Raw genomic sequence first — 23,362 nt, 5'->3', positions numbered from 1 at the left:
GTTAATAATAATTAAAAAACTTATAGAAATTTAGTGTGAATTAGAATTTTGTATAAATATTTGAATATAAATTTGTTATTTTTACATATAGATGAAAATGTTTAACTGATGTAATATTAAGGCATAACTTTGAAAATAAGAGGAGGGATTTATATGGCAAGTGTAGTACTTGATCATGTTTATAAAATTTATCCAGGAGATGTAGTAGCAGTTAAAGATTTTAATTTAAAAATTGAAGATAAGGAATTTATAGTTTTTGTTGGACCATCTGGCTGTGGTAAATCAACTACTTTAAGAATGATAGCAGGATTAGAAGAAATTTCAAAAGGAAGTTTATATATAGGGGATAAGTTAGTTAATGATGTAGAGCCAAAGGAAAGAGATATAGCGATGGTATTCCAAAGTTATGCTTTATATCCACATATGACTGTGTATGATAATATGGCTTTTGGACTTAAGTTAAGAAAACTTCCAAAGGAAGAGATAGATAAGAAAGTTAAAGAGGCAGCTAAAACATTAGATATAGAACATTTATTAGATAGAAAGCCAAAGGCATTATCTGGAGGACAAAGACAAAGAGTTGCCCTTGGAAGAGCAATAGTTAGAGAACCAAAGGTATTCTTAATGGATGAACCTTTATCAAACTTAGATGCAAAACTTAGAGTTCAAATGAGAACAGAAATTTCTAAATTATATCAAAGATTACAAACAACATTTATATATGTAACTCATGATCAGGTAGAAGCTATGACTATGGGAACTAGAATAGTTGTTATGAAAGATGGAATAATACAGCAAGTAGATACTCCACACAAAATATACAGTCATCCAGCAAATATGTTTGTTGCAGGATTTATAGGAAGTCCTCAAATGAATTTTTTAGAAGGAAAAGTTGAAAAAGAGGAAGAGGAGTTTTATGCTTACTTTAAAAAAGGTGGAAGAGTTAAATTTCCAAAAGAAAAGGGAGAAAAATTAAAAGAACTTGGAAAATTAGGTGAAAGTGTTATATTTGGTATAAGACCTGAAGAAATAAAAGATGATGAAGAATTAATGAAAAATCATTTAGATAGTGTTATTGATGTTTCTGTTGAGGTTACTGAACTTATGGGAGCAGAAAGTTATGTTTATACTAAATTTAATAATCAAGATGTAACAGTTAGATTAAATGGAACAAGTAATTTAAAAACAGGAGATAAGGCTAAATTCTATTTAAATGGGAATAAACTCCATGTATTTGATAGAGAAACTAACTTAAGAATTGAAATAGAATAGTAACTATAAGGAGGGCTTTATATGAATAGTTTTCATGATTTTTTAGAAGATATATATTTAAGTACGAATATGTCTTTTATTATAAAAATAGATGGAAAAGAAGTCTTTAAAAGTATTGACAATGAATCTTTAATAAATGATGAGATAATAGCAAATGTATTAGAAATTGAAAATAGAAAAGTTAGTATTATAATTTTAAAAAAAGACAAAAATTGTATAAATTTATTAAGATATTTAATTGAGGATAGAATAAAAAAGACTTTTGATATTGATAGAAACTTAATTATAAGGCTCTTAAATGGTGAGAATATTAACAATAATATTTTAAAAAAAGAAATATCATTTTTAAAAGAAAAATTTTATGTAATAAATGTATATGTTGAAAAAGATAGATTAGTTGAATCTAATAATTTAATTAAAGAATTATATTTAGATAGAAAAATAATAAATTTAATTTTTAAAGATAATATTATTCTAATAGGAAACTTTAAAGAAATAGAAGAACATATGGAGAGTTTAAGGGAATCTATAGAATCTAATATGTATTTAAAGTGTTATATTTCATATAAAAAAATTAATGATTTTCAAGAGGTAAGAGATGCTTTTAAAATTAACAAATATAAAATAAATTTATCAATAAAATATAATTTAGAAAAATATATTTTGGGAGAAAAAGATTTAATATTTGAAAGCATTATAGATAAAGTGGAGAAGGATTTTAAAGATAGGATGTTAGATGATATTAAATTAGATTTTTCAAAATTAGATGATGAATTAATTAGAACTATAGATATATTATATAAGTCAGATATTAATTTAAGTAAAGCTTCTAAGATGCTATATATTCATAGAAATACTCTTATATATAGAATTGAAAAGATAGAAAAAATAACATCTTTTGATTTAAGAAAATTTAATGATTCGGTTATATTTAAAATATTATTTTGTATTTATAATGAATATAATAGAAGCAAATAAAAATGTAACATAAAGTTCATATTTTTTTTGTACGAATTTACAAAAAGTCGGAATTTTAAGTGAATAGGTTGAAAATGTTTACTGAGTAATATAAAATAAAATTGGAAACGATACCAAAAACAGTTAAATATATTTATAATATTTTTATATAAAGTAAAAATTTTTTTGAAATTTTGGAATCGGTACCAAAGAGAATAAAAATTTGTGTAAGGGGGATTTTAAATGTTAAAAAGAAAGAAAACTTTAGCTGCTATTATTGCTGCTATGGTTTTAACAGGATCATTAGTAGGTTGTTGAAGTTCAGGAAGTACAGCAAGCAGTAACTCAAAGGAATTAAAGGTTTGGTCACACTTAACAACACAAGAAATTAATGCAATGAAACCAATAGCTGAAAAATGGGGAAAAGACAATGGAGTAAAAGTTACTATTGTTGAAGACAAAGCAAAAACTCAAGAAGATGTTCAAGCTATAAAAGCAGGTAAAGGGCCAGATATAATGTTTGGAGCACCTCATGATCAATTAGGAATATATCAAAAGGCAGGACTTTTAGATGAAGTACCTAAGGATACAATAAAAGCAAAAGATTATGGCTCAAAACAAATTATAGATGCAGTAACTATAAGTGGAAAGCAATATGCTCTTCCAATAGCTCAAGAAACAGTTGCTCTTTTCTATAATAAAGATAAAGTTAAAAATGTTCCTAAAACAATGGAAGATGTAATAAAACAAGGTAAAAATGTTGGATTTAAATTTGATATAAATAATTTTTATAATGCTTATGGATTTATAGCAGCAAATGGAGCTTATGTATTTAAAAATAATAATGGGACATTAGATCCAAAAGATATTGGACTAGATACTAAAGGAGCTGTAAAAGGTTATACATTCCTTCAAGATTTAGTTATTAAGGATAAATTAATGCCAGCAGATATTAAAGGTGATATGGCAAAGGGAGATTTCTTAAATAAAAAAATAGGTTTATATGTTTCAGGACCTTGGGATGTACAAGCATTTAAAGATGGAAAAGTAAATTTTGGTGTTGTACCAATGCCAACTTTAAATGGAAAGAAGATTCCAACATTTATGGGGGTTCAAACAGCATTTGTAAGCACAAACACTAAAGATAAAGATTTAGCTTGGAAATTAGCTAAATACTTATCAGACAATAGTGCAGAAACAGTATTAAATAAAGGACATAGAATTCCAGTACTTAAAAAAGATCTAGAGAGTAAGAATTTTAAAGATAATAAAGAAATGGCAGCTTTTGCAGAACAATTAAAATTAGCTACACCAATGCCAAATATTCCAGAAGTTCAAGCAATGTGGGAACCTGCTGAAAATGACTTGAAGTTATTAACAGCTGGAAAACTTACTCCACAAGAATGTGGTAAAAAAATAGTAGAACAAATTAAACAAGGAATAGCACAACAAAAATAATTGCTTAGTAAATAAGGGGATTTAAATCCCCTTATTTTATAAAAATCAAAAAGGGGAGATTTGTAGTGTCAAAGAACAAAAAGAAAAATAAGGGCTTTAAAGAAACAATAAAAGCTATGCCATATTTATTACCGGCACTTATATCAATTTTAATATTTACTATTTTCCCAATAATATATACAGTCTATATAGCATTTACTGACTATACAATATTTACTAATGGGAGTCCTCATTTTGTAGGATTTAAAAATTTTATAGAAGTATTTACAGGACCATTTAAGGAAGTATTTTTCCCAGTACTTGCATGGAATATAATTTTTGCACTTTTATCAACAGGACTTACATTTTTATTAGGACTTGTAGTTGCTATGGCAGTTAATAATCCTAATATGAAAGAAAGAGGAATATATAGGGCAATATTAATAATTCCATGGGCATTACCTGCAACTGTTGCAGTTTTATCATGGCAAGGACTTTTAAATGGTAGTTATGGAGCAATAAATAACTTATTGATACATCTTCATTTTATAAGTAAGCCAATAGAGTGGTTAACAGATCCTATTATGGCGAGAATATCAATAATAATGGTAAATGTATGGCTTGGATTCCCATATATGATGAATGTGTGTTTAGGAGCCCTTGGAGCAATACCAGATAGTTATTATGAAGCTGCAGATGTTGATGGAGCTAGCAAGTTTCTTCAATTTAGAAAGATAACTTTACCAAGTTTAGCTCAAACTGCATATCCACTTTTAATTTCATCCTTTGCATTTAATTTTAATAACTTCGGTTCAGCTTTCTTAATTACAGAAGGGGGACCACCAAGAATTGCAACACAATTTGCTGGATATACAGATATTTTAGCATCAGTAAACTACAAATTATCAACACAATTCGGTAGATTTGATATAGCATCTACAATAAGTATTATATTATTTTTAGTTTTAGCAACAATGTCATATTATCAAATGAAGATGTCAGGACAATTTGAGGAGGTGGAATAGTATGGAAAAGGAAAATTTAAAATATAAGAAAAAATTAAGACCAGCAGAAGTTAGAGGTCTATGGATTTCTAGAATATTTTTATTATTAATGATTTTCATAGTATTGTTCCCTCTTATATCAATAGTTGGAGCATCAATGGCTAAGGGAGAAGCATTTACTCAAACTACATTATTACCAGAGGCATTTTCTTTAGATAATTATAAAAAGGTTTTAACTCAAACAGATTTTTTAGTATGGCTTAAAAATTCATTAATTGTATGTACATTAATATCAATAATACAATTAATATTTACAATACCAACAGCCTTTGCTTTTTCAAAACTAAGATTTACAGGAAGAAAAAAAGGGCTAATGTTTTTATTATTACTTCAAATGTTCCCAGCTGCAATGACACTACCTGCAATACTTGCAATTGCTTATAGAATAAATGCTATGGATCATATTTTAACATTGGTTGTTATACAATGTGGTGCTAGTGCTTATAATATTTGGCTTATGAAAGGATTTATAGATGGAATTCCAAAGGAGCTTGTAGAAGCTGCAAAGGTTGATGGAGCTAGTACATTTGAAACATTTAGAAAAGTTATATTACCACTTACAAGAAATATGGTATTAGTAATATTCTTATTTACTTTTATAGGAGCTTATAGTGAATTTGTTTTCTCAGCAGCCCTTATGAAAGATCCTATGAGTCAAACTATACCAATAGGATTACAACAATTTATAACAAACCAATTTTCAGCAAACTGGACACAATATTCAGCAGCTGCAATAATGGCATCAGTTCCAATTGTTGTTTTAGCAACATTAGGTCAAAAATATATGGCAAAGGGATTAGTTGCAGGTTCTGTTAAAGGTTAATTCAAAAATTTATGGAGGTTTATTATGAATTTACATGCAATATTTCATATTTCCGAAGTACCTTATGCTTATGGAGTAGATAAGGATACTTTATTTATAAAAATAAGAGTTGCTAGCAATGAGGTTAAAAAAGTAGTTTTACACTATAAAGACAGATATAACTGGAGAGGAGATTTTATAAGTGTAACTATGGAGAAAGCTTCTTCTACAACATTATTTGATTTTTATGAAAAAAAAGTAAAGGTATCAGAAGGAAGGCTTAGATATTTCTTTGAAATAGAAGGAAATAAAGGAGAAAAGGTTTATTTAAATGAAAGAGGAGTTTTGGAAAATGAACCAGAAACATTAGGACAATTTCAATATCCTTATGTTCATGTTAATGAACTATATAAAAATGTTCCGTGGGCAAAAGAATCTATAGTTTATCAGATTTTCCCAGATAGGTTTTGTAATGGAGATAACAAAAATGATCCAGAAAATATTCAAAAGTGGGGAGAAGAAGTTAATTCTAAAAGTTTTTTTGGAGGAGATTTAAGAGGGATTATAAATAATATAGATTATTTAAGTAATTTAGGAATAAATATTATTTATTTAACACCTATATTTAAATCCACAACAAATCATAAATATAATACAAAGGATTATTTTGAAATTGATGAGCATTTTGGAACAAAGGAAGAATTCAAGGAGTTAGTTACAAAGTGTCATAACAATGGAATAAGAGTTGTATTAGATGCTGTTTTTAATCATACAGGAAATGATTTCTTTGCCTTTGAAGATTTAAAGAAGAATGGCAAAAAATCAAAATATAAAGATTGGTATTTCTTGGAGGAAGATGAGGTTAATGAGGATACTATAAATTATAGAACCTTTGCCAATAAATTAAGATATATGCCAAAACTTAATATGAGCAATGAAGAAACAAAAAATTACTTCTTAGATGTTGCAGCATATTGGATAAAAGAATTTGATATAGATGGATGGAGACTTGATGTTGCAGATGAAGTTTTACATACATTTTGGAAAGAGTTTAGAATAGTTGTAAAAAATGTTAAGGAAGATGCATTTATAATTGGTGAAGTTATGCATGAAGGTAAACTATTTTTAAAGGGTGATGAATTTGATTCAACTATGAATTATCCATTTAGAGAAGCCTGCTTAGATTTCTTTGCTTATAGAAAAATAGATTCAAAAGATTTAATAGATAGGGTGCTTCTAAGAAAAGAAGGATTAATAAGAGAAATATATTCTCAAATGTTAAACTTACTTGATTCCCATGATACAGCAAGGTTTTTAACAGAATGTAATGATGATATTAAAAAATTAATTCTTGCAACAGTATTCCAATTTACAATTGAAGGAATCCCATATATTTACTATGGAGATGAAGTTGGAATAAATGGAGGAGAGGATCCTCATTGTAGAAAATGTATGATTTGGGATAATGAAAAACAAAATAAAAATTTATTAAAACATTATAAAAAGCTTATAGAAATAAGAAAAAACAATAAAGCTTTAGTTAATGGAAAATATGAAGAATTATATGCAAAAGATAGAGCTTTAGCTTATAAAAGAGTACTAGGTAATAATGAAATATTAGTTTTAATAAATAATGAGAATGAGAAACAAAATTTTGATTTAAATATTAATGGAGAATTTAGTGATATTTATTCAGGAGAAAAATTATTAATAAATAAAAGTATAGAATTAGAAAAGATGAGTTTTAAGATTATATCTTTAAAATAATAAAGGTATTACTTTTAATAACACCTATTAAAGTTTATAATTTTAATTGGTATCGTTACCAAAAATACTTAAAAAGCGATAATAGTTATTAAGAGGAGGTAACAAAATGAATATAAAAGATATTGCCAAAATGGCAGGTGTAGGTGTTAGTACAGTATCCAGAGTTATAAATGATCATCCAGATGTAAAGGATGAAACAAGAGAAAAGGTTAAGAAGATAATAAAAGAAAGTAATTATATTCCAAATAATAGTGCAAGAATACTTAAGAAAAATAATACTAAAAATATTGGAGTTTTAGTAAAAGGGGTATTTAATCCATTTTTTGCTGAAATGATAAATGTTATAGGAAGTAAAATTACAGAAAAAGGCTATACTATGATATTGCAACAAAATGATTATAAAACTGAGGAAGATATTGATGGTTTAATAGCATTTGCAAAAGAAAAGAGACTTCAAGGGGTTATATGTCTTGGGGGAAACTTTTTAAATGTAAATGATGAGAGTATTAGTCCGCTAGATATTCCAGTTGTTTTAACATCAGTAAATACAATATATAAAAGTGAAGAAAATAAACATAAATTTTCGTCAATAGGAATAGATAATGTATTTGCAGCTAAGGAGTTAACAAATTATTTAATAAAAAAGGGTCATAAAAATATAGCAATTATTCTTGGTGATAAAAATGATGTTGGCATAAGCTGGCTTAGATTAGAAGGATATAAAAAGGCTATTTTTGAAAATAATCTAAAGTATTTAGAGGAAAATATATTTATTGGAAATTATGAATATGAAGGTGCATACAACGTAGCTAAAAAAATTATTAATGAAAGAAAAGATATAACAGCCATATTTGCTATTTCAGACATAATGGCTGTTGGTGCTGCAAAGGCAATAATAGATTCAGGACTTAAGGTTGGAGATGACATTTCTGTTGCAGGGTTTGACGGAATGGATATAACTAAATATTACAATCCAGAAATAACAACAGTAAAGCAACCTAATAAAAAAATGGCTATTAGCAGTGTTGATTTAATTTTTGATTTATTACTTAAAAAGAAACAGAACAAGCATATTATTTTTGAAACTAAAATAATAGAGAGAAAATCATGTAAAGACATTAAGAACATATAATTAGATAGATAAAAGTAGGAGATTATTATGAAAATTTTTAATGTTAATAACTATATAACTAAATATGTTTTTGGAAATCCTTTTAATACCGAATCTACGGTACTAAAAGGAGAAAAAGAGATTTTAAATAAAGATTTAAAGTATTTTGATATTAATGATGGAGAAAATTCATTTGTTTATAAATTAGAAGAAAATGATATTGTATATGGACTTGGAGAAAATGTAAGGGGAATAAATAAGAGAGGAAATATTTATGAAAGTTTTTGTAGTGATATATTTTCCCATACTCCGGACAAAAGAAGTCTTTATGGAGCACATAATTTTATTTTAATTTATGGAAAGGAAACCTTTGGAGTTTTTATAGATTATCCTGGGAAGGTTACCTTTGACATAGGGTATACTGATAGCAATTTATTAAATATAAATTTAGAAGACAATAATTTTAATTTATATATTATAGAAGGTAAAAACTTAAATAGTATAGTTAAAAACTTTAGAAAACTTATAGGGAAAAGTTATGTTGCACCTAAGTGGGCATTAGGATATGGACAAAGTAGATGGGGGTATAGAGACAAGGAAGATTATGAAGAACTTTTAGAAAAATTCAAAAAAGCTGAAATTCCAATAGATTGTTTATATTTAGATATTGACTATATGGATGAATTTAAAAATTTTACTGTAAATGAGGAATTATTTAAAGATTTTGATAGTTTTGCAAGTAAGGTCAAAAAAGAAGGAATTAGATTAGTTCCAATAATTGATGCAGGCTGCAAAATAGAAAAGGGCTATGATGTTTACGAAGAGGGAATAAAAAATAATTATTATTGTGTAGATAAGGACAACAAACCTTTTGTTGGAGCTGTATGGCCAGGAAAGGTACATTTTCCAGACTTTTTAAATAAGGATGCTAGGTTATGGTTTGGAAGTAAATATAAATTTTTAACTGATAAAGGTATAGAAGGTTTTTGGAATGATATGAATGAACCAGCTATTTTTTATTCAGAAAATGGACTAAAAAAAGCCTTTGAAAAAGTTACAGAAAGCAAAGATAAAAACTTAGGAATACATGATTATTTCGATTTAAGATCTGTATTTGATAATTTGCAAAATAGTATGGAAGATTACAAAAGCTTTTATCACAATGTAAATGGTAAACTAGTAAGACATGATAAAATACACAATTTATACGGTTTCAATATGACAAGAGCAGCTAGTGAAGGGCTTAATGAAATAGATAGTAATAAAAGATTTTTACTTTTTTCAAGAGCTTCCACTATAGGCATGCATAGATATGGTGGCATATGGACTGGTGATAATGCATCTTGGTGGGAACATATAAAACTTGCAATGCAAATGATGCCAAATATAAATATGTGTGGATTTATTTATACAGGTTCAGACACAGGAGGATTTGGTTCTAATGCAACAAAGGAACTTATTATAAGGTGGTCACAATTTAGTTTATTTACACCACTTTTTAGAAATCATTCTGCAACTGGAACAAGATGTCAAGAACCATATGCTTTTGGAAAAGAAGCAGAGGATATATTAAAAAATATTATAGAACTTAGATATGTTTTAATACCATATCTTTATAGTGAATATATGAAGGCTGTACTTAATGATGAATTATATTTTAAACCATTAACCTTTGATTATAATGATGAATTCTCAAAGAGAGTTGAGGATCAGTTACTTTTAGGTGATAGCATAATGATTGCTCCTATATATGAGCAAAATTCTAAAGGCAGATATGTGTATTTACCAGAAGATATGCTTTTATGGAAATGTAAAAAGTACAATGAAGGTTTAATGGAAGTTATTAAGAAAGGCAACAATTATATAGATGTAGACCTTAATGAAGTACCAATATTTATAAGAAAAAATAAGATAGTAGTAATGGCAAAGAAAGAAGCTAAAAGAGTTTTAGATATTGATGATAGTGAATTAAATTTAGTGGCATTTGTTGAGAGTAAAGCAAGTTATAGTTATTACAATGATGATGGAAAAACAAATGATTATAAATGTGGTAAAAGTGAAAATATTAATATAGTAATAGAAAAGGATAATGATGATTATAAAATATCATTAAATAGAACAGGATTAGAAAAAGTAAAGAAATTAAATATAAAAATATTTGATGTATATGGAAATTTAAAAGAAAAAGAAATAATTATATAAATTAATTAGGGGGAAGACATATGAATAGAGCAAGTGGAATAATAATGCATATTGCTTCTCTACCAGGAGAATATGGAATAGGAACCTTTGGAGAGAGTGCATATAAATTTGCAGATTTTTTAAGTAAAGCAGGACAAAAATATTGGCAGATATTACCCCTTGGACCAACTAGTTATGGAGATTCACCTTATCAATCATTTTCAGCTTTTGCAGGGAATCCATATTTTATAGATTTTGATTTATTAAATAAGGAAGGTCTTCTTAAAAAGTCTGATTATGAAAATATTGATTTTGGAAATAATAGAGAGTCAATAGATTATGGAATTTTATTTAAAGAAAAGATGAGAGTGCTAAGAATAGCTTATGAAAATTCTATAGGAAAAGATAAAGAAGAAATTGAAAAGTTTAGGGAAGAAAATAAATTATGGCTAGAAGATTATGCATTATTTATGGCAATTAAAGAAGAATTCAATTTGGTAAGCTGGCAAAAATGGGATGAAGATATAAAAACAAGAGAAAAGAATACATTAGAAAAATATAAAAAGAAGTTAGTTAAAGAAGTAGATTATTGGATATTCTTACAATACCATTTCTTTAAAGAGTGGAACAATTTAAAGAAATATGTAAAGGATTTAGGGATTGAGTTTATAGGAGATATGCCAATATATGTAGCAGAAGATAGTTCAGATGTTTGGGCTAATCCTGAGTTATTTTTATTAGATGAGAATAAAACACCTAAAAAGGTAGCGGGTTGTCCACCAGATGCTTTTTCAGCCACTGGACAATTGTGGGGAAATCCAATATATAATTGGGACTATTTAGAGAAAACAGGCTATGAGTGGTGGATAGATAGAGTTAGGGAAAGTCTTAAATTATATGATGTTGTAAGAATAGATCACTTTAGAGGCTTTGAATCTTATTGGGAGATACCTTATGGAGAAGATACTGCTGTAAATGGTAAATGGGTTAAGGGACCAGGTATAAAATTATTTGATGCTATAAAAGAAAAATTAGGTGATGTAAAAGTTATAGCGGAGGATTTAGGATACTTAACAAAGGAAGTATTAGATTTTAGAGATGAAACAGGTTTTCCAGGAATGAAGGTACTACAATTTGCCTTTGATTCAAGGGAAGAAAGTGATTATTTACCTCATAATTATACAAGAAATTGTGTAGCATATACAGGCACTCATGATAATGATACTTGCAGAGGCTGGTTTGAAACAACTGGAAGTAAAAGTGATGTTGAATATGCAAAGAAATATTTAAAGTTAACAAAAGAAGAAGGATATAATTGGGGCTTTATAAGAGGGGTTTGGAGTAGTGTAGCAGATACTGCCATTGCATTAATGCAGGACTTCTTAAATCTAGGTAATGAAGCCAGAATAAATTACCCATCTACATTAGGTGGAAATTGGATGTGGAGAGTAAAAGAAGAGGATCTAACAGAGAGATTAGCAGAAAAAATAAGAGATATAACTAAGCTATATGGAAGGATGAACAATAATGGATAAATTAGAAATAAAAGATGGAATAAAAAGATATTTAAAAGTTAAGTATGGGAAAAGTGATATTAAGGAAGCTAAGGATTTTGAAATATTTAATGCTTTATCATTAACTTTACTAGAAAGTATAGTTTGTGATTGGAATGAAACAAGTAGATTATATTCAAAAGAAAAAAATGCGTATTACTTTTCAGCTGAATATTTAATGGGAAGAGCATTAGGAAACAATCTAATAAGTCTTGGAATTTATAATGAAGTAAAGGAAGTTTTAGATGAATTAGGTTTAAGTTTAAATAAAATAGAAGAAGTAGAAGAAGATGCAGGTCTTGGTAATGGTGGACTTGGAAGACTTGCAGCATGCTTTATGGATTCAGCAGCTTCATTAGAAATGCCTTTAATGGGATATGGAATTAGATATAGTAATGGATTATTTAATCAATCTTTTGAAGATGGTTTCCAAAAGGAAACTGTTGATAGTTGGTTAAAGTATGGAGAGCCTTGGAGCATAAGAAAAGAGGATGAGGCTGTTAAAGTTAACTTTAAAGATATGATAGTTAGGGCAATTCCATATGATACTCCAATAATAGGCTATAAAAGCAAAAATATAAATACATTAAGACTTTGGAAATGTGAGCCATTAGAAGAATTTGATTATGAACTTTTTAATGAGCAAAAATATGATGAAGCATTAGAATTAAAAAATAGAGCAGAAGATATATCAAGGGTTTTATATCCAAATGATTCAAAAAAGGAAGGAAAGTTATTAAGATTAAAACAGCAATATTTCTTAGTAAGTGCTTCCCTTCAAGATATAATTAGAAAACATAAAGAAACCTTTGGGGAAATTAATGAAAACTTTGCAAAACTTCACGCTGTTCAACTAAACGATACTCATCCAGTATTAGCAATACCAGAGCTTATAAGACTTTTAATGGATAATGAAGGTTTTACCTTTAAGGAAGCTTTAAAAGTAGCTAATAAAACTTTTGCATATACAAATCATACAATTCTTGCAGAAGCATTAGAAAAATGGGATGCTAATTTAATTAAGGAACTATTCCCTAAAATATTAGAAATAATTCAAGTTATAGATGAAGAGTTTATTAAAGAGCTTAAAGAAAAGGGCTATAGTGAAAAAGATATAGAAGAATTTAGAATAATAAATAATGGTCAAGTAAGAATGGCTAATTTAGCAATACATGTAGGTTTTGCTGTAAATGGTGTTGCAAAACTTCATACAGATATATTAAAAAATACTGAACTTCATAATTGGTATGAATTATATCCTGAAAAGTTCCAAAATAAAACAAATGGAATAACTCCAAGAAGATGGCTTAGATTATGCAACAAAGAATTATCTTCACTAATAACTGAACTTTTAGGAAGTGAAGATTGGGTTAAAAATCTTGAAGAACTAAAAAAATTAGAGAACTTTATTGATGATGAAAAAGTTTTAGAAAGATTTATGGAAATTAAGCATATTAAAAAGGAACAACTAGCAAAGTATATAGAAGAAACTCAAGGAATAAAATTAGACCCAGACTCATTATTTGATATTCAAATAAAAAGACTTCATGAGTATAAGAGACAACTTCTAAATACATTTTATATTTTAGATCTTTATTATAGATTAAAAGAAAATCCTAATATGGATATACCTAAAGTAACATTTATATATGGTGCAAAGGCATTCCCAAGTTATAGAAGGGCAAAAGCTATTATTAAATTTACAAATGAAGTAGCAAATCTTATAAATAATGATGAAAGCATAAAGGGAAAAATAAAAGTTGTCTTTGTAGAGAATTATAGAGTTTCTTATGGAGAAAAACTATTCCCAGCAGCAGATATATCAAAGCAAATATCAACAGCTGGAAAAGAAGCATCAGGAACAGGTAATATGAAGTTTATGTTAAATGGAGCACCTACTTTTGGAACTAATGATGGAGCTAATGTTGAAATTGTTAAAGAAAGTGGAAAAGATAATAACTTTATATTTGGATTAGAAGTAGAAGAAATTGAAGATTTAAGAAATAAATATGCTTCAAAAGATTATTATGAAGACAACAAAAGTTTAAAGAAAGTAGTAGATACATTAATAGATGGAACTTTTAATGATGGAGCTACAGGAGATTTTAAGGATTTATATGAATCTTTAATTAAAGAAGGAGATCAATATTTCATACTTGCAGATTTTGAAAGTTTTAAAGAAAGAGAAGATGATGTATTTAAGGCATACAAAAATAAAAAAGAATGGGCTAAAAAAGCCTTTGAAAATGTATGTAATGCAGGAGTATTCTCAAGTGATAGAACAATAAAAGAATACTGCAAAGATATATGGAATATAAAGCCATGTCACAATAAATAAGGATATAAATAAAAATTCGGATATGTCTATCTAAAATAACCACTAGTTAAAAATATAATTACAAATTTAAATTAAAGATAACCTAAAAATTTAGTAACTAATATTATTAAATTTTTTAGGTTATCTTTTGTTTTGTGATTATTTGTAAGTTAAGGTTAAATTTATATATCTTTTCTATATTTATAAGTTTTTTCATCCATTGTAACGCCATTTGGTTTATAGTCTATTTTAACTACAGAAATAACTCTTTTAGCCCCTTCATTTACACAAATGTTTTGAGCTTCTTTAACTATACTTAAAAGAGTATCCATATCTCCTTCCATTGTAGTTTCCATAGGACCAACTTCATACTTAACACCTTTAGATTGTATGTATTCTATTACCTTATCCACTACTGGATAAATATCCTCTTCCTTAACAACAGGTAATATTTGAAGACTTAAATTTATATTTTCCATTAATAACTCCTCCTAAATCTATTAAAATTTTTTTAAATATATATAATTTCTTATGTAATTTAATTATATACTATTAAATTAAAATTTTATTTAAAATAAGAATATATTTACTTAAATTCAAGGAATAATATCGTTAGAAAATTAAAGGTTTTATGATATAATTAACTATTGTATATAGTTAGATATATATTTAATTAGTATATATAGAAGGAGAGCAATAAATGTCGTTTTCATCAAAAGTTAAAGGAGAAATTTGTAGATATAGTGATATAAGCAAAGAGGAGACTTTAGCAGAGATTTCAGCAATTATGAAAGTAAGTGGAACTATTGCGTTTTCTGGAGGGGGATTAGCCTTTAGAATAACTACTGAAAATCCTGCAAGTGCAAGACTTATATTTACTTTATTAAAAGAACATTTTAATATTCATTCTAAATTAATGGTTAAGAAAAGTAATTCTCTTAAAAAGAATAATATATATATGGTTGTTATAGATGAAGAAATGGGAGTTCGTGGACTTCTAGAGGAAACAGGTATATTAAAAGAGATTGATGGGGTTATGAGTTTAGATTACACTATAGATCCTAAAATGGTAGATAATGATGATACAAAAAGAGCTTATATAAGAGGAGCCTTTTTAGGTGGTGGAAGTATAAGTAATCCAGAAAAAACTTATCATTTAGAATTTGTTACTCATAGTGAAGAATATGCTAGAGATTTATGCGAACTTATAAATAGTTGTGGACTTAATTCTAAAGTTATTCAAAGAAAAAATAGTTTCATTATTTATATTAAAGAAGGGGAGCAAATAGTAGATTTATTAAATATATTAGGTGCTCATACATGTCTTCTTGAATTAGAAAATATAAGAATAAAAAAAGAAATGAGAAATAATGTAAATAGACTTGTAAATTGTGAAACTGCAAATCTTTCAAAAACAGTTAATGCTGCAGTTAGACAGGTTGAAAGTATTAAGCTTATTCAAGAAAATATTGGTCTTCAAAGATTACCAAAAAATCTTCAAGAAATAGCTGAACTTAGACTTGAATACCCAGAAGAGTCATTAAAAGAATTAGGGGAAATGTTAGAGCCACCAGTTGGAAAATCTGGAGTGAATCATAGATTAAGAAAAATTGAAAAGATTGCAGAAGAGATAAGGTCAGGTACATACTAATGGCCTTTCTCTTATATAGAGAGGAGTGTGACTATTTTGGAAAAGAAAAGATTTTGTCACTTACATCTTCATACGGAATATAGTCTTTTAGATGGTTCTGGTAAAATAAAAAAACTTGTAAAAAAGGCTAAAGAACTTGGAATGGATAGTATGGCTATTACAGACCATGGAGTTATGTATGGTTGTGTAGATTTTTATAAAGCTGCAAAAGAAGAAGGAATTAAACCTATACTTGGATGTGAAGTTTATGTAGCAAGTAAATCTATGAAAATTAAGAATATAGATAAAGATAATAGTACAAATCATTTAGTTTTATTAGTTAAAAATCAAACTGGTTATGAAAATTTAATGAAAATAGTATCAGCTGCATCTATAGATGGTTTTTATTATAAACCAAGAGTTGATCATGATTATTTAAGGGAACATAGTGAAGGTATAATTGCTTTAAGTGCTTGTCTTGGTGGAGAAGTACAAAAAGCACAACTTAATGGTGATTATGATAAAGCAAAAGAAGTTGCTCTGCTTTATAAAGATATATTTAAAGATGGATTTTATTTAGAACTCCAAAATCATGGAATGGAAGAACAAAGAAAGGTAAATGAATTAAATATAAAGTTATCAAAGGAAACAGGAATACCATTAGTTGCTACAAATGATGTTCATTACATAGAACAAAAAGATTCTAAATCACATGATATATTAATGTGCATTCAAACAGGAAAAACTGTTGATGATCCAAATAGAAGAAGATATCCTTCAGATCAATTTTATTTAAAATCTCCTGAAGAAATGTATGAAATGTTTTCTTATGTTAAGGAGGCTTTAGAAAATACAGTTAAAATTGCAGATGAATGTAACTTTGATTATGAATTTCACGTATCTAAATTACCTAAGTTTCCACTTCCAGAAGGAGAAGAAGATCCTTATATTTACTTAAGAGATACTTGTTATAAGGGACTTATTGAGAGATATTCTGTTTTTGATGATATAAAAAATGAAGAATATAATTATGACAAGATATATAGCATGAGGGAAGAAAATGAAGAAGCTAAAGTTTTAATAGATAGATTAGACTATGAACTTGGAGTAATTAATCAAATGGGCTATGTTGATTATTTCCTTATAGTTTGGGATTTTATAAGATTTTCTTATGAAAATGGAATACCAACAGGTCCAGGAAGAGGATCAGCTGCAGGTTCAATAGTTGCCTTTACATTAGGAATAACAAAAATAGATCCAATTAAGTATAGTTTACTTTTTGAAAGATTCTTAAATCCTGAAAGAGTAAGTATGCCTGATATAGATTCAGATTTTTGTTATGAAAGAAGACAGGAAGTTATTGACTATGTTGTTGAAAAGTATGGAGCGGATAATGTATCTCAAATTATAACCTTTGGAACAATGGCAGCTAGAGCCTGTATAAGAGACGTTGGTAGGGCAATGGATTATTCCTATGCAGAAGTGGATAGAATAGCAAAGATGATCCCAACAATGCTTGGAATAACTATAGAAAAGGCACTAGACTTAAATCCAGAACTTAAGACAGCTTACGACACTGAGGAAAGAGTTAAAAATCTTATAGATGTCAGTAAAGATTTAGAGGGGCTACCAAGACACTCATCAACTCATGCAGCTGGTGTTGTTATTGCATCAAAGCCATTAGTTGAATATGTTCCACTTCAAAAAAATGAAGAAATGATAGTAACTCAATTTGGAATGACAACTTTAGAGGAACTTGGACTTTTAAAAATGGACTTTTTAGGACTTCGTACATTAACAGTTATGAATGATGCCTTAAAAATGATTAAATACAATAGAAATGTTACCATAGACCTAGATAAAATAGACTTTTCTGATAAAGAAGTTTATAAAATGATTGGAGAAGGTAAAACAACTGGTGTATTTCAGTTGGAATCAGCTGGAATGGTTTCCTTTATGAAGGAGCTTAAACCTGATTCATTAGAAGACATTATTGCCGGTATTTCATTATATAGACCAGGTCCAATGGCTGAAATACCAAGGTATATAGAAAGAAAAAACAATCCCAATAAAGTTGAATATTTAACTCCAGAACTTGAAGATATATTAAATGTTACTTATGGTGTTATGGTATATCAAGAACAGGTTATGGAAATTGTTAGAAAGTTAGCTGGATATTCCATGGGAAGAAGTGACCTTGTTAGAAGAGCTATGTCTAAGAAAAAACATAAAGTTATGGAAGAAGAGCGAAAAAACTTTATTTATGGAATTGTAGATGATAATGGAAATATTGAAGTTCCTGGATGTTTAAGAAACGGAATATCTGAAGAAGTAGCAAATAAAATATATGATATGATGATGGACTTTGCATCCTATGCATTTAATAAGTCTCATGCTGCAGCTTATGGAGTTGTTGGATATCAAACAGCATATTTAATGAGATATTATCCAGTAGAGATGATTGCAGCTATGCTTAATTCTGTTATGGGAATAAATGAAAAAGTATCAGCTTACATAAAATTTGCAGAAACATTAGGAATTCAAGTTATTCCACCTGATATAAATAGAAGTTTTTCAAAGTTTACAGTTGAAGGAGATAAAATAATTTTTGGTCTTGCAGCTATTAGAAATGTTGGTCTTAATGTAGTTGATAACATTGTAAAATCAAGAGAAGAAAAGGGCGAGTTTACTTCAATAATGGATTTTTTAAGTAAGTTAGATCTTACAACAATAAATAAAAGAGCTGTTGAAAGTTTAATAAAGGCAGGTGCGCTAGATTCATTTGGAATTTTTAGATCAAAACTTTTAGCAGTTTATGAAAAGATTATGGATGGAGTATCAGGAGAAAGAAAAAGAAATATTGATGGTCAAATAAGTCTTTTTGCAATTGAAGAGGACATTAGTATGCCAGAGATTACTTATCCAGATATAAAGGAATTTAATAAGAAATATCTTTTATCTATGGAAAAAGAAATGACAGGTATGTATTTATCAGGACATCCATTAGATGAATATGAAAAAAGCTTAAAAATGCAAACTACAACAACTATAAATACTATATTTGATGTTCATAAAGCTTTAGAAGAAAATATATCAAAGGGAATAAATATAAATGATATATCAACTGAAATGCCAATTAAAGATAATGATAGAGTTGTACTTGGTGGAATACTTACAGAAGTAAATCAAAAAGTTACAAGAAATAATACTATTATGGCATTTTTAAAACTTGAAGATTTAAGTGGGGAAATAGAAGTAATAGTTTTTCCAAGAACATTAGATAAAGTTCGTGAAAGTATATCAGAAGATGGACTTGTAACTATAACAGGAAGAATTAGTTTAAAGGAAGATGAGCCACCAAAACTTATTTGTGAAAAAGTTGAAGGCTTAGAAAAAGTTGATTCAAATAAAGTTTATATAAGAGTAGAAAATGATGAGTCTATGAAAAAAATAAATTTTGAACTTAAACATGGATTTTCTGAGTATAAGGGAGATTCAGCTGTATATTTATTCAATTCAGAAAGAAAAAGAAGTTATAGATTATCTAAGGATGCTTGGGTAAATTTAAATACTGAAATAATAAAAGAACTTAAAGATAAATATGGAGAAGAGAATATAAAGGTAGTTTCTTCCTAAAAGTTTTAAAGATATGATGTTATTTTTATGCATCATATCTTTTTTTGTTAAAATAGTTCAAAAATACTGAAAATTTAGTATTTAGTCTTGAAATTTTATATAAATAAGTAGATAATTGTACTATAAGAAATAAAAAAATATTTAATAAAAATCTATAAATATTCAATTTATAGATTGTTTAAATGATAAAAAAATAAAACAAACTATTTAAAAATGAGAAATAGTTAAAATAAGTTTGAAATATTAAAAGAAACATAAATGAAAATTTTTACAATAATGAATTCCTAAAAAATTAAAATTTATATATAAAATTTAATTACATAGGGTATAATAATTATGTAGAATTGTTTAGAATATTGTGGTTATTTTATAAATTAAAAAATATATTTAAATAAATAAAAGTATATAAAAAGTGAAGAATTTACATTGATAAAATTCAACAATTTATGTACAATTATAAACGGTCATATAAAAGTGGGAAGGCTTATTGCCAATGGGACAAATTGTGCCCTACAGGTAAAAAGGAGGAGTAATCATGAAAAAGATAGCTATTTTAACTAGTGGTGGAGATGCACCAGGAATGAACGCTGCAATTAGAGCGGTAACTAGAACTGCATTAGCAGCAGGATTAGAGGTAATGGGAGTTCAAAGAGGATATAGCGGATTAATAAATGGAGAATTATTCACTATGGATAGATCATCTGTTGCAGATATAATCCAAAGAGGTGGAACAATACTAAGAACAGCTAGATGTCCAGAGTTTAAGCAAGAAGAAGTAAGAAAAAAAGCAGTTAAGATATTAAAAGCTTATGGTGTAGATGCTTTAGTTGTAATTGGAGGAGATGGATCATTTACAGGAGCTAAACTTCTTTCAAAATTAGGAGTTAAGACTGTAGGATTACCAGGAACTATAGATAATGACTTAGCATATACAGATTACACTATAGGATTTGATACAGCATTAAACACAGTACTAGATGCAATTAACAAAATAAGAGATACTTCAACATCTCATGAAAGAGTTTCAATAGTTGAAGTTATGGGAAGAAATTGTGGAGATATAGCTTTATATGCAGGATTAGCAGGTGGAGCAGAAGCAATAATAACTCCAGAAAAAGGATTTGACAAAAACAACTTATGCAAAACTATCCTAGAAGGAAAACAAAATGGAAAAATGCACAATCTTATTCTTTTAGCTGAGGGTGTAGGTGGAGCATTTGAACTTGCAGAAGAAGTTGAAGAAGTTACAGGAATTGAAACTAGAGCAACTGTTTTAGGACATATCCAAAGAGGTGGAAGTCCAAGTGCTTTTGATAGAGTATTATCTTCAAAGATGGGTGCAAAGGCTGTAGAAGTATTATTAGAAGGTAAAACTTCAAGAGTTATAGGTACTGTTGGAAATAAGATAGTAGACATGGATATAGATGAAGCATTAGCTATGGAAAGCAAATTTGATGAAGAAACTTACAAGATAGCAGAAACATTATCAAAATAATTATTAGCTATAAATAAATTTTTATATATAGATTTTGGGTTAATTAAAAAACGAGGGAGTGTTATTTGAATGAAAAAGACTAAGATGATTTGTACAATTGGTCCAGCAAGTGAAAGTGAAGAAGTATTATCAAAGATAATTTTATCAGGAATGAATGCTTCAAGACATAATTTCTCACATGGAGATCATGAAGAACATGCTGGAAGAATAAACTTAGTTAAGAAATTAGCTAAGAAATACAACAAGGAAATTGCAATTGTTTTAGATACAAAGGGACCAGAAATAAGAACTGGTAAATTTGAACCAAGTAAAGTTGAACTTCAAAAGGGATCAGACTTTACTATATACGTTAAAGAAGAAGTAATTGGAGATACAACTAAGTGTTCAGTTACTTATGATGGACTTGCTAATGATGTTAAACCAGGAAACACTATATTAATAGATGATGGTTTAGTTGGATTAGAAGTTAAGTCAGTAGAAGGAAATAAAATTCACTGTGAAGTTAAAAACACTGGATTAGTTGGAACTCATAAGGGAGTTAATGTTCCAGGAGTATCAATTAAATTACCAGCTTTAACTGAAAAAGACGAAGCAGACTTAATATTCGGATGTAAAATGGGAGTAACTATGATTGCTGCATCATTCGTAAGAAAAGCTGAAGACGTAAAAGCTATAAGAAAAGTTTTAGATGAAAATGGTGGAGAAGAAATACTTATCTGTCCTAAGATAGAAAACCAAGAAGGTGTTGATAACATCGATTCAATAATCGAAGTATCAGATGCTATAATGGTAGCTAGAGGAGACCTTGGAGTTGAAATTCCAATAGAAAACGTACCAGCTGTTCAAAAGATGATAATACAAAAGTGTAACAAAGCTGGAAAACCAGTTGTTACTGCAACTCAAATGTTAGATTCAATGATCAGAAATCCAAGACCAACAAGAGCTGAAGTATCAGACGTAGCTAATGCTATCTTAGATGGAACAGATGCAATAATGTTATCAGGAGAAAGTGCTAACGGAAGTTATCCAGTTGAAGCTGTTAGAACAATGGCTAAAATCGCTGAAGAAGCTGAAAAGCAATTAAAATATGAAGTTGCTGTATCAAAGGCAACTAAACATGTTCCTGCAATTTCAGGAGTAATTAGTAGAGCTGCATGTAATGCTGCAAATGAATTATTAGCATCAGCAATTGTTGCATCAACACAAAGTGGAGCAACTGCTAAGAGAATATCACAATGCAGACCAGAATGCCCAATCATAGCTATAACTCCAGAAGAAAAGGTTGCTAAGAAATTAGCATTCTCATGGGGTGTATATCCAATAGTTTCTGATAGATTAGAATCAACTGATGAAATGATGGAAAAATCAATTGAAATAGCTGAAAAGAATGAATTAATCAAGAAGGGTGATACAGTAGTTATAGCTGCTGGAGTACCTGTAGAAAAGGTTGGAACAACTAACTTAATGAAGATAACTGTTGTAGAATAGTTTAAAATAAAATAACCTTTAGAATTTATTTCTAAGGGTTATTTTTTATTTTAAAAAATATTGATAAAAATAAAAAAGTATTGTATATTAGTAAATATATATGTTAATATTATAAGATATACGTTTAAAATTAATGATTATATTGGCAACTGATTCTATTGCACCCTTAGTGGTGCTATTTTTTTATCCTATTTTAAACTAATATTTGATTTTTAGGTAAATTTTATAAGAAATAAAGAAAAATATATTTTTTATTTTAATTAAAAAATATATTTTTGTAATATAATTTCTAATTATATTTATTAGGACTATAATAATATATAGAAGGACAAAAAAATAAACACTCTAAATAATAAAGTGTTTATGATAAATATATAAATAATTTGGCGGGAGTATGTGGGAATCGAACCCACCTATGATAGTATTAGTACCACAACTAGGTGTTGAAGACCTGTAAAGACACCAGTCCTTATCTACCCCCATGAAACATAATAATTATAATTCAAAATTTTCAAAAAATCAATCTAATTTATGGTAAAATAATAAAAAAATACAAAATAAGCCAAGGGAAATTAGTGGAATAATATATTTTATTAAGATTTACCTATAAAAATTAACTAAAGGGTATAAAAAATAAATTTAAATAGAGGGT

The 23,362-nt window shown here is 27.9% G+C and carries 15 protein-coding genes and 1 tRNA gene; 14 read left to right on the top strand and 2 right to left on the bottom strand.

Annotated elements, in window-relative coordinates; translation table 11 throughout:
- Positions 1–153: 153 nt before the first annotated feature.
- From J2Z53_RS09830 to J2Z53_RS09785, 10 genes are all read left to right on the top strand, one after another.
- Positions 154–1,272 carry an ABC transporter ATP-binding protein gene (locus tag J2Z53_RS09830; RefSeq protein WP_209797319.1) on the top strand — a complete coding sequence of 373 codons (1,119 nt, stop codon included), beginning with the start codon at positions 154–156 and terminating at the stop codon, positions 1,270–1,272.
- A 21-nt stretch (positions 1,273–1,293) separates the two neighbouring features.
- Positions 1,294–2,250, top strand: a complete 957-nt coding sequence (locus J2Z53_RS09825) for a PucR family transcriptional regulator (protein WP_209797318.1) — start codon at positions 1,294–1,296, stop codon at positions 2,248–2,250.
- Between the two features lie 375 nt (positions 2,251–2,625).
- On the top strand, positions 2,626–3,687 hold the full coding sequence (locus tag J2Z53_RS09820) for a sugar ABC transporter substrate-binding protein (protein ID WP_234925829.1): 1,062 nt from the start codon (positions 2,626–2,628) through the stop codon (positions 3,685–3,687).
- Between the two features lie 116 nt (positions 3,688–3,803).
- Positions 3,804–4,691, top strand: coding sequence for a carbohydrate ABC transporter permease (locus tag J2Z53_RS09815; RefSeq protein WP_209797367.1), 888 nt, complete (start codon positions 3,804–3,806; stop codon positions 4,689–4,691).
- A gap of 1 nt (position 4,692) precedes the next feature.
- Positions 4,693–5,553: a sugar ABC transporter permease gene (locus J2Z53_RS09810; protein ID WP_209797317.1), complete on the top strand. Its 861-nt coding sequence runs from the start codon at positions 4,693–4,695 to the stop codon at positions 5,551–5,553.
- 24 nt (positions 5,554–5,577) lie between these two features.
- The gene (locus J2Z53_RS09805; protein ID WP_209797316.1) at positions 5,578–7,299 is read left to right on the top strand and encodes a glycoside hydrolase family 13 protein; all 1,722 of its coding nucleotides are present in this window, start codon (positions 5,578–5,580) and stop codon (positions 7,297–7,299) included.
- Between the two features lie 106 nt (positions 7,300–7,405).
- The gene (locus tag J2Z53_RS09800) at positions 7,406–8,431 is read left to right on the top strand and encodes a LacI family DNA-binding transcriptional regulator (protein ID WP_209797315.1); all 1,026 of its coding nucleotides are present in this window, start codon (positions 7,406–7,408) and stop codon (positions 8,429–8,431) included.
- 27 nt (positions 8,432–8,458) lie between these two features.
- On the top strand, positions 8,459–10,612 hold the full coding sequence (locus tag J2Z53_RS09795; RefSeq protein ID WP_209797314.1) for a TIM-barrel domain-containing protein: 2,154 nt from the start codon (positions 8,459–8,461) through the stop codon (positions 10,610–10,612).
- 20 nt (positions 10,613–10,632) lie between these two features.
- A complete protein-coding gene (gene malQ / locus J2Z53_RS09790) occupies positions 10,633–12,126 on the top strand; it encodes a 4-alpha-glucanotransferase (RefSeq protein WP_209797313.1) in 1,494 nt (497 codons plus the stop codon).
- Positions 12,119–14,482, top strand: coding sequence for a glycogen/starch/alpha-glucan phosphorylase (locus J2Z53_RS09785; protein WP_209797312.1), 2,364 nt, complete (start codon positions 12,119–12,121; stop codon positions 14,480–14,482). The genes malQ and J2Z53_RS09785 overlap by 8 nt, the downstream gene beginning before the upstream one ends.
- Before the next feature lie 161 nt (positions 14,483–14,643).
- Here J2Z53_RS09785 and J2Z53_RS09780 read toward each other — a convergent pair whose 3' ends face one another.
- Positions 14,644–14,940 (bottom strand): thiamine-binding protein, encoded by a 297-nt coding sequence (locus J2Z53_RS09780; RefSeq protein ID WP_209797311.1) that lies wholly within the window; start codon positions 14,938–14,940, stop codon positions 14,644–14,646.
- Between the two features lie 221 nt (positions 14,941–15,161).
- On the opposite strand from J2Z53_RS09780, the gene whiA reads away from it, so the two are divergent.
- From whiA to pyk, 4 genes are all read left to right on the top strand, one after another.
- Entirely contained in the window at positions 15,162–16,112 is a 951-nt protein-coding gene (whiA, locus tag J2Z53_RS09775) for a DNA-binding protein WhiA (RefSeq protein ID WP_209797310.1), read from the top strand.
- 36 nt (positions 16,113–16,148) lie between these two features.
- Positions 16,149–19,727 carry a DNA polymerase III subunit alpha gene (locus J2Z53_RS09770; protein ID WP_209797309.1) on the top strand — a complete coding sequence of 1,193 codons (3,579 nt, stop codon included), beginning with the start codon at positions 16,149–16,151 and terminating at the stop codon, positions 19,725–19,727.
- Between the two features lie 535 nt (positions 19,728–20,262).
- On the top strand, positions 20,263–21,222 hold the full coding sequence (gene pfkA / locus J2Z53_RS09765; protein ID WP_209797308.1) for a 6-phosphofructokinase: 960 nt from the start codon (positions 20,263–20,265) through the stop codon (positions 21,220–21,222).
- Between the two features lie 69 nt (positions 21,223–21,291).
- Positions 21,292–22,710 (top strand): pyruvate kinase, encoded by a 1,419-nt coding sequence (gene pyk, locus J2Z53_RS09760; RefSeq protein WP_209797307.1) that lies wholly within the window; start codon positions 21,292–21,294, stop codon positions 22,708–22,710.
- Between the two features lie 384 nt (positions 22,711–23,094).
- Here pyk and J2Z53_RS09755 read toward each other — a convergent pair.
- A tRNA-Sec gene (locus J2Z53_RS09755) sits at positions 23,095–23,191 on the bottom strand.
- Positions 23,192–23,362: the final 171 nt, after the last annotated feature.

This window comes from Clostridium moniliforme (assembly GCF_017873235.1).
In the GTDB taxonomy this organism is placed as follows: Bacteria; Bacillota; Clostridia; order Clostridiales; family Clostridiaceae; genus Clostridium; species Clostridium moniliforme.
Note: the sequence above shows the minus strand (reverse complement) of the source record. Positions and strands in the feature narration are given on the sequence as shown.

Excerpts from the sequence above, each read along its gene's own strand:
- J2Z53_RS09830 (WP_209797319.1), top strand. The coding sequence starts at position 154 with ATGGCAAGTGTAGTACTTGATCATGTTTATAAAATTTATCCAGGAGAT.
- J2Z53_RS09825 (WP_209797318.1), top strand. The coding sequence starts at position 1,294 with ATGAATAGTTTTCATGATTTTTTAGAAGATATATATTTAAGTACGAAT.
- J2Z53_RS09820 (WP_234925829.1), top strand. The coding sequence starts at position 2,626 with ATGAAACCAATAGCTGAAAAATGGGGAAAAGACAATGGAGTAAAAGTT.
- J2Z53_RS09815 (WP_209797367.1), top strand. The coding sequence starts at position 3,804 with ATGCCATATTTATTACCGGCACTTATATCAATTTTAATATTTACTATT.
- J2Z53_RS09810 (WP_209797317.1), top strand. The coding sequence starts at position 4,693 with ATGGAAAAGGAAAATTTAAAATATAAGAAAAAATTAAGACCAGCAGAA.
- J2Z53_RS09805 (WP_209797316.1), top strand. The coding sequence starts at position 5,578 with ATGAATTTACATGCAATATTTCATATTTCCGAAGTACCTTATGCTTAT.
- J2Z53_RS09800 (WP_209797315.1), top strand. The coding sequence starts at position 7,406 with ATGAATATAAAAGATATTGCCAAAATGGCAGGTGTAGGTGTTAGTACA.
- J2Z53_RS09795 (WP_209797314.1), top strand. The coding sequence starts at position 8,459 with ATGAAAATTTTTAATGTTAATAACTATATAACTAAATATGTTTTTGGA.
- malQ (WP_209797313.1), top strand. The coding sequence starts at position 10,633 with ATGAATAGAGCAAGTGGAATAATAATGCATATTGCTTCTCTACCAGGA.
- J2Z53_RS09785 (WP_209797312.1), top strand. The coding sequence starts at position 12,119 with ATGGATAAATTAGAAATAAAAGATGGAATAAAAAGATATTTAAAAGTT.
- J2Z53_RS09780 (WP_209797311.1), bottom strand. The coding sequence starts at position 14,940 with ATGGAAAATATAAATTTAAGTCTTCAAATATTACCTGTTGTTAAGGAA.
- whiA (WP_209797310.1), top strand. The coding sequence starts at position 15,162 with ATGTCGTTTTCATCAAAAGTTAAAGGAGAAATTTGTAGATATAGTGAT.
- pfkA (WP_209797308.1), top strand. The coding sequence starts at position 20,263 with ATGAAAAAGATAGCTATTTTAACTAGTGGTGGAGATGCACCAGGAATG.
- pyk (WP_209797307.1), top strand. The coding sequence starts at position 21,292 with ATGAAAAAGACTAAGATGATTTGTACAATTGGTCCAGCAAGTGAAAGT.